The sequence below is a fragment of the Calderihabitans maritimus genome, from assembly GCF_002207765.1.
GTDB classification, from domain to species: domain Bacteria; phylum Bacillota; class KKC1; order Calderihabitantales; family Calderihabitantaceae; genus Calderihabitans; species Calderihabitans maritimus.
This window is the reverse complement of the sequence record NZ_BDGJ01000020.1, coordinates 46,566-52,813: the sequence shown is the minus strand read 5'-3', so window position 1 is coordinate 52,813 and position 6,248 is coordinate 46,566. Positions and strand designations below refer to the sequence as shown.

Here is a 6,248-nt window from a genome sequence, read left to right as displayed (position 1 = left end):
ATCATACATAAATCCCCAATTACCATTGGAGGAAAGAAAATCGAAAAAATTACCTAGGTCCACTTGACAGCTTCTTGACGGGGGGCTTGTTTGGACAGGCGGTCGGCGATTTGGTATAATAAAGTAGTATTCCATAATAAGCCAACAGGACGGTGAAGGTTATGATTTCCAAAAAAGAAGTAGAACACGTGGCCTTGCTTGCTCGTTTGGAACTCTCCGAAGAGGAAAAGGAAATGTATACGCAGCAGTTGGGCAGTATCCTGGAATACATTAATAAACTGAACGAGCTGGATACGGAGAATGTGGAACCGACTGCCCATGTTCTGCCCATGCGTAATGTTTTTAGGGAAGATCAATCCCGTACATGGCTGGATAACGAGACGGCATTGGCCAACGCACCTTCCAAGCAGGATGGTTATTTCAAGGTGCCGAGGATAGTTTGAGGAGGGATACGGTTGAATCTGTACGAATTAACGGCTCACGAGCTTCACGAGCTGTTACAGAAGAAAGAAGTCAGCTCCCGGGAAATAACCCAGAGCGTTTTGGAACGGATTGAAGAGGTAGATGATTCGGTAAAAGCGTATGTGACCCTAACCAAGGAAAAGGCTTTACAACAGGCGGACAAGGTTGATAAGTCCTTAGCTTCAGGAGAAACGCTTGGTCCTTTGGCCGGTATACCCATGGGCTTTAAAGATAATATTTGTACCAAAGGTATTAAAACCACCTGCTCTTCCAAAATTCTGGAAAATTTTGTGCCGCCTTATAATGCTACCGTAGTAGAACGGTTGGAAGAGGCCGGAGCAATTTGTTTGGGGAAACTGAACATGGACGAATTTGCCATGGGCTCTTCCAATGAAAACTCCGCCTTTTTTCCTACCCGGAATCCCTGGGATTTGGACCGAGTTCCGGGCGGTTCCAGCGGTGGTGCGGTAGCGGCGGTAGCGGCTGACGAGGCCATCTATACGCTGGGCTCCGACACCGGCGGTTCCATCCGGCAGCCGGCTTCTTTTTGCGGGGTAGTTGGGCTTAAGCCTACATACGGTCTGGTGTCCCGTTTCGGACTGGTAGCCTTTGCTTCTTCTCTGGACCAGATCGGACCTATTACCAAAGATGTTACCGATTGTGCTCTAGTCCTGCAGGCCATTGCCGGACATGATCCGTACGACTCTACTTCGGCGAACCTGCCTGTTCCTGACTACCGACAGGCGTTGGTTCCAGATATCAAAGGCCTGCGGCTGGGGATTCCCCGCGAGTATTTCGGAGAGGGACTTGACGCGGAAGTAAAGGAAGCAGTTAACCAGGCTATATCCAAACTTGAGGAACTGGGCGCCTGTTGTGAGGAAGTCAGCCTACCTCACACCGAGTACGCTCTTCCCGCTTACTATCTTATTGCTCCGGCGGAGGCCAGCTCCAACCTGGCCCGGTACGACGGAGTAAAGTACGGCTACCGGACGGAGGAGGCCAAGGATACGGTAAGCATGTATATGAAGACCCGCAGGGAAGGGTTCGGCCCTGAGGTAAAGCGGAGAATCATGCTGGGTACTTATGCTCTGAGCTCGGGATATTATGACGCTTATTACCTTAAAGCCCTTAAAGTGCGTACTCTTATCAAGAGAGACTTCGATAGGGCTTTTGAAAAATATGATGCATTGATAGCTCCTACTTCTCCTACGGTGGCCTTTAAAATCGGAGAAAAGGCCAATGATCCTCTGGCCATGTACCTTTCCGACATCTGTACCATCCCGGTCAATATGGCTGGTCTTCCGGCTATTTCCATTCCCTGTGGGTTCAGCCAGGGGTTACCGGTCGGGCTGCAGATAATAGGCAAGCCTTTCGACGAGGTGACTATCCTCCGGGTGGCCTACACCTTTGAGCAAAACACCGATTATCATAGGGCGAAGCCGGCGCTGGAGGTGAAGCGGTAATGGCGGAATATGAAGCGGTAATTGGTTTGGAAGTGCATGCGGAGCTTAAGACTAATTCCAAGATTTTCTGTGGATGTACTACCGAATTTGGCGGTGCCCCCAACACGCATGTGTGTCCCATTTGCCTGGGAATGCCGGGAGTACTACCGGTTCTCAACCGCAATGTAGTGGAATACGCTATTAAGGCCGGACTGGCCCTTAATTGTGAAATAGCCGAGTTCAGCAAGTTTGACCGGAAAAATTACTACTATCCCGATTTACCTAAGAACTACCAAATTTCCCAGTACGATCTGCCTATTGCTAAAAACGGTTACCTGGAAATTGAAGTAGACGGCCAGACAAAGAGAATCGGTATTACGCGCCTGCATATGGAAGAGGATGCCGGCAAGCTGATTCATCAAGGCGACGATATAGCGGAGGCGGAATATTCTCTGGTGGACTATAATCGTACTGGTGTGCCTCTAATAGAGATTGTCTCTGAACCGGATTTGCGCTCACCGGTTGAAGCCAGACTCTATATGGAAAAGCTGAAGGCAATTCTTCAATATTGTGATGTTTCGGATTGCAAGATGCAGGAAGGTTCACTTCGCTGCGATGCCAACGTATCGGTACGGCCGAAAGGCAGTACCGAATTCGGGACTAAGACGGAAATCAAGAACTTGAACTCCTTCAAGGCCCTGCAAAGGGCGTTGGAATACGAAATCAAGCGCCAGATTGAGATTTTGGAAGATGGAGGCAGGATAGTTCAAGAAACCCGTTCTTGGGACGAAAGCAAAGGAATTACCATTACCCTGCGCAGTAAAGAGGAAGCCCATGACTATCGTTATTTCCCGGAACCGGATTTAGTACCGCTGGTCATTGATCGGGAATGGGTAGAACGGGTGCGCCAAACGTTGCCGGAGCTACCTGATGCTCGCCGACGGAGGCTTATGGAAGAATATGGGTTACCTGCTTATGATGCCATGGTGATAACTGGCAGCAAGGCCTTGGCGGACTATTTCGACCAGTGTGTGGAAAAATTTTCTGATGCCAAAACGGTAAGTAACTGGATTATGGGCGAGCTGTTGCGATTATTGAATGCCCATAACCTGGAGGTGGAGGATTCGCCGGTAAAACCGGAAGGTCTCGCGGAACTGCTCGCTTTGATTAATAAGGGTACTATAAGCGGGAAAATAGCTAAAACCGTCTTTGAGGAAATGTTCGAGACCGGTAAGGGTGCAGAGGAAATCGTCAAGGAAAAAGGTTTGGTACAGATTACCGATGAAAAGGTGCTGGCGCCTATAGTAGATAAGGTGATAGAGGAGAACCCCAAATCGGTAGAAGACTACCGTAACGGTAAGGACAGAGCCTTTGGTTTCCTAGTGGGCCAGGTGATGAAGGCCACCAAAGGTAAGGCCAACCCCCAATTGGTTAACAAGTTATTGCGGGAAAGGTTGTAACCAATCTGAGGCCCCCTACCAGGGGGCCATTTTAAACCCTAGTGGCCACGGTTAGTTAAACCAGTTTTCGCCCTGGGTAGGTTGATTAAGAAAAAGAGAAATTGTGTTATTCCCAGCAAGCAAATAGAAATTGGAGAAACTAGTGAAAAGATAAAAAATATGCTTAATTTTAGCTCAATAAGCAGGAAAATAAGGGCACACTGGTGAATAAGATATATTGGCGTATTATTTTCGGGAAGTCCAAGCAGGGAGGCAGGGTTCTAGCGAAGCGACGAAGACGGAACATTCGTTAAGTAGAACGAAAAGCTTTCTATCTACAGAATGCAACACCTCCCTGTACCGGTTTCTCGAAGGAGGTGTTTTTTTGTGGCCGGCTGTCAGAGAGCTTTTTGGCAGCATTACCTGAGATTGAGGAGGATGAGACGGTGAAGAGCAGTGGTTGGCTAATCTGGACGTTCTGCAGGCAGGGGAAATTGCCGGTCCCGGAAGAATGACGCAGCACGTATCCAGGGAATTGAGCCAAAGAATAAATTTTTTAAGAAAAGGGGTGATATTTGATGAAAAGACATGTAATAATCGTTGACACTACTCTTAGGGATGGAGAGCAAACGGCCGGAGTAGTTTTTGCCAATAAGGAAAAAGTACGTATTGCAAAACTATTAGATAAGGTAGGCGTTCATCAAATTGAGGCCGGCATTCCCGTTATGGGTGGAGATGAAAAAGAAGCGATTAAGCAAATTGTTGATTCCGGTTTGAAAGCCAGTATAATGGGCTGGAACCGGGCGGTAATTTCTGACATCAAACACTCCCTGGATTGCGGAGTGGATGCGGTGGCCATATCCATTTCCACCTCCGACATTCATATCCAGCATAAGTTGCGGAGTACCCGAGAAGAAGTAATTAAGAACATGGTCAAGGCTGTTGAGTTTGCCAAAAAACATAACTTGTATGTGTCGGTTAATGCGGAAGATGCTTCACGAACCGAACAGGATTTCTTAATTAAATTTGCTAAGGCCGCCAAGGAGGCGGGTGCCGACCGCCTGCGTTTCTGCGACACGGTAGGAATTATGGAACCTTTTAGTACCTACGAACGGATAAAGCATCTCATCGAAGAGGTAAAAATCGATATTGAAATGCATATGCACAACGATTTCGGGATGGCTACGGCTAATACCTTTGCCGGCATCAGGGCGGGGGCTACCCACGCGGGAGTAACGGTTGTCGGTCTGGGAGAGCGGGCCGGCAATGCCGCTCTGGAAGAAGTGGTTATGGCCTTAAAGTACCTGGATAATACCGATTTGGAATTTAACACGGAAATGTTCCGAGAGCTTGCCGAGTACGTATCCTTGGCTTCCGGTCGAGAGTTGCCTGCCTGGAAGGCAATTGTTGGGACCAATATGTTTGCTCATGAATCAGGTATCCATGCCGACGGAATGCTGAAACACGCCCGTACTTATGAGGCCTTCACTCCGGAAGAAGTAGGTTTGGAACGCCAGATTGTTATAGGAAAACACTCGGGTACGGCGGCTATTATTGCCAAGTTTCACGAATATGGTATTCACCTGAATGAAAAAGAGGCTACAGAAATTTTAGCCAGAGTACGGGCTGCGGCGGTCGACCTGAAGCGGTCGCTCTTTGATAAAGAACTGGTATATATTTACGAAGACTACATACAGGGGAAGAGAAAAACTTCTTAAACAGATGAATTTTTGGCTACATCTGACATTACATGAAACGGAGTGAGAAACTGATGAAACATGTAATAACTTTGATACCCGGAGACGGCATTGGACCTGAGATTACAGAGGCGGCCAGGCGAGTGTTAGATGCCTCAGGAGTGGAGATTGAGTGGGAAGTTGTTGAAGCGGGCGAAGCTGTGATTAAGGAATATGGTACTCCTTTACCGGAGCCCGTGCTGGATTCTATCCGCAAAAACAAGGTGGCCCTCAAGGGCCCCTTGACCACTCCGGTGGGGACTGGTTTTCGCAGTGTTAATGTTGCGCTGCGCAAAGCGCTGGACCTTTATGCCAATGTTCGCCCGGCTAAGACGCTTCCTGGTGTGAATAGTCGGTATGATAACATAGATCTTATAGTGGTGCGGGAGAACACAGAGGACCTGTACGCCGGGGTCGAGCACATGGTAGGAGAGGATGCTGCGGAAAGCATCAAGATCATTACCCGCCGGGCTTCGGAAAGAATAGTGCGTTTTGCCTTCGAGTTGGCTAAAAATCAAAACCGGCGTAAAGTAACCGCCGTGCATAAAGCTAATATTCTCAAGCTTTCCGACGGTTTGTTTCTGGAATGTGCCCGTAAGGTTGCCCAGGAGTACCCGGAGATAGAGTTTGAAGACCGCATTGTAGATAACATGTGTATGCAACTGGTACAAAAACCGGAGCTCTATGATGTACTGGTTATGCCTAATCTCTACGGTGACATCCTTTCGGATCTATGTGCAGGGTTAGTAGGTGGTCTGGGCGTGGCTCCGGGAGCTAACATCGGAGATGAGGCGGCCGTTTTTGAGCCGGTGCACGGGAGCGCTCCCAAGTACGCGGGACAGAACAAAGTTAATCCCTTGGCCATCATTCTGTCGGGCGTAATGATGCTGGAACACTTAGGAGAGTTTGAAGCTGCTGCCAGGGTCCGGCAGGCCGTTAATGAGGTTTTAGAGGAGAAGAAATTTGTTACTTATGATTTGGGTGGCAGTGCCGGTACCAGCGAGATGGCCGATGCCATAATCCGCAAAATGCAATAAAGGAGTATATTACTTCAAAAATCACAGCCCTGCAGTTAGTTTAGCTGCAGGGTTTGTCAGTTATGTCAGGCGCCAAATGGCGCTTTTTTTAAAGGATTTACGCAAAACGTCATCGAAATAGGAAGCAGTACG

5 protein-coding genes are annotated in these 6,248 nt (G+C 48.3%); all 5 read left to right on the top strand.

Features of this window, described 5'->3' with window-relative positions; all coding sequences use genetic code 11:
- Nucleotides 1–161: 161 nt before the first annotated feature.
- The 5 genes from gatC to KKC1_RS03470 all read left to right on the top strand — a co-directional run bounded on the left by gatC (nt 162) and on the right by KKC1_RS03470 (nt 6,116).
- A complete protein-coding gene (gatC, locus tag KKC1_RS03490; RefSeq protein ID WP_088553122.1) occupies nt 162–443 on the top strand; it encodes an Asp-tRNA(Asn)/Glu-tRNA(Gln) amidotransferase subunit GatC in 282 nt (93 codons plus the stop codon).
- Nucleotides 444–455: 12 nt separating this feature from the next.
- A complete protein-coding gene (gene gatA / locus KKC1_RS03485) occupies nt 456–1,925 on the top strand; it encodes an Asp-tRNA(Asn)/Glu-tRNA(Gln) amidotransferase subunit GatA (RefSeq protein WP_088553121.1) in 1,470 nt (489 codons plus the stop codon).
- Complete coding sequence (gene gatB, locus KKC1_RS03480) at nt 1,925–3,364, top strand: Asp-tRNA(Asn)/Glu-tRNA(Gln) amidotransferase subunit GatB (RefSeq protein ID WP_088553120.1); 1,440 nt, start codon at nt 1,925–1,927, stop codon at nt 3,362–3,364. The genes gatA and gatB overlap by 1 nt, the downstream gene beginning before the upstream one ends.
- Before the next feature lie 557 nt (nt 3,365–3,921).
- Nucleotides 3,922–5,061 (top strand): homocitrate synthase, encoded by a 1,140-nt coding sequence (gene nifV, locus KKC1_RS03475; protein ID WP_088553119.1) that lies wholly within the window; start codon nt 3,922–3,924, stop codon nt 5,059–5,061.
- Nucleotides 5,062–5,114: 53 nt separating this feature from the next.
- Nucleotides 5,115–6,116: an isocitrate dehydrogenase (NAD(+)) gene (locus tag KKC1_RS03470; RefSeq protein WP_088553118.1), complete on the top strand. Its 1,002-nt coding sequence runs from the start codon at nt 5,115–5,117 to the stop codon at nt 6,114–6,116.
- The last annotated feature ends 132 nt before the right edge of the window (nt 6,117–6,248 follow it).

Bases quoted from the DNA above. Each gene is read 5' to 3' on its own strand.
- gatC (WP_088553122.1), top strand. From the start codon at position 162: ATGATTTCCAAAAAAGAAGTAGAACACGTGGCCTTGCTTGCTCGTTTG.
- gatB (WP_088553120.1), top strand. From the start codon at position 1,925: ATGGCGGAATATGAAGCGGTAATTGGTTTGGAAGTGCATGCGGAGCTT.
- nifV (WP_088553119.1), top strand. From the start codon at position 3,922: ATGAAAAGACATGTAATAATCGTTGACACTACTCTTAGGGATGGAGAG.
- KKC1_RS03470 (WP_088553118.1), top strand. From the start codon at position 5,115: ATGAAACATGTAATAACTTTGATACCCGGAGACGGCATTGGACCTGAG.